Annotated in this window: 1 protein-coding gene; it reads left to right on the forward strand. The window is 61.7% G+C overall.

Going from position 1 to position 1,255, the window contains the following annotated elements:
• Nucleotides 1–358: 358 nt before the first annotated feature.
• Nucleotides 359–1,255: ATP phosphoribosyltransferase regulatory subunit (locus tag ACIQVE_RS29720; RefSeq protein WP_402815538.1), on the forward strand; the 897-nt coding region annotated here is incomplete at its 3' end.

The following is a 1,255-nucleotide window of genomic DNA, read 5'->3' on the forward strand; positions in this document are numbered from 1 at the left end:
CCAAGCAGCGACTTCTTCCGAAACCTGGAAAAGTCCAAGCCTTGATAAGGCGTTGACCTGAATCATTCAGCCCGGCGGCTAAAACCACGGGCGGGGTGATCCTTTGGTAAAACGTGTGTATGATGCGGCAGCCGGGAAATTCCCGGCTTTTTTGCGTCTGCACGTTTGATTGCTGTTTTTACTGCAGAACATCGGGTTGAATGGCTCGATAGTTTTTCGAGGAAAGTGATGGGCGAGGCCGGTTAAAGGCCTTTCGCTGCGTCGTTCATGCGCGTGCGTTTTGAACGGACCGGTCATTTTCTGCTTCACTCAAGGCTCGCCCTCGTGCTGGCCGCCCGGATCAAAGGGGAATGGCGTAATGGCAACGGTAGACCGCTGGCTGCTGCCAGATGGCATCGAAGAAGTACTGCCACCAGAAGCGGCGCGCATCGATGCGCACACCCTGCGTCGCGAAGGCCCGAGCCGTCTGTGCTACGCCGGCAGCGTGTTGCACGCCCAGCCGCGGGCACTGTCGTCGTCGCGCAGCCCGATCCAGTTGGGCGCCGAGTTGTACGGCGATGCCAGCCCGAGCAGCGACGTTGAAGTGATCAGCCTGATGCTGGCAATGCTGCAACTGGCCGACGTGCCGGACGTGCACATGGACCTTGGGCATGTCGGCATCTACCGTGGTCTGGCGCGCGCCGCGGGTCTGTCCGGTGAAGTCGAGCAACAGTTGTTCGATGCGTTGCAACGCAAGGCCATCGACGAGGTCATTACCTTGACCGAAGGCTTGCCGGCCGAACTGTCCGGCATGCTGCGTGCGCTGGTCGACCTGTGCGGCGGCCGTGAAGTGTTGAGCGCTGCCCGCGAGCGTCTGGCCAATGCGCCGGCGCCGGTGCTGGCGGCACTGGAAGATTTGCTGGCGATCGCCGAGCGTCTGTCGGCACGCTTCCCGGAGCTGCCGCTGTACTTTGATCTGGGCGAGTTGCGCGGTTATCACTACCACACCGGTGTGGTGTTCGCGGTGTTCGTACCGGGCGTTGGCCAGTCCATCGCACAGGGCGGCCGTTACGACGACATCGGCGCCGACTTCGGTCGCGCCCGTCCGGCGACTGGCTTTTCCACCGATTTGAAAACCCTGGTGACCCTGGGGCGTGCTGAGATCGAGTTACCGTCTGGCGGTATCTGGATGCCTGACAGTACGGATGCAGCACTCTGGCAGCCGGTGTGTCAGATGCGCAGTGAGGGTCTGCGTGTCGTTCAGGCATTGCCTGGG

This window comes from Pseudomonas sp. NPDC098747 (genome assembly GCF_044760045.1).
Taxonomy (GTDB): Bacteria; Pseudomonadota; Gammaproteobacteria; order Pseudomonadales; family Pseudomonadaceae; genus Aquipseudomonas.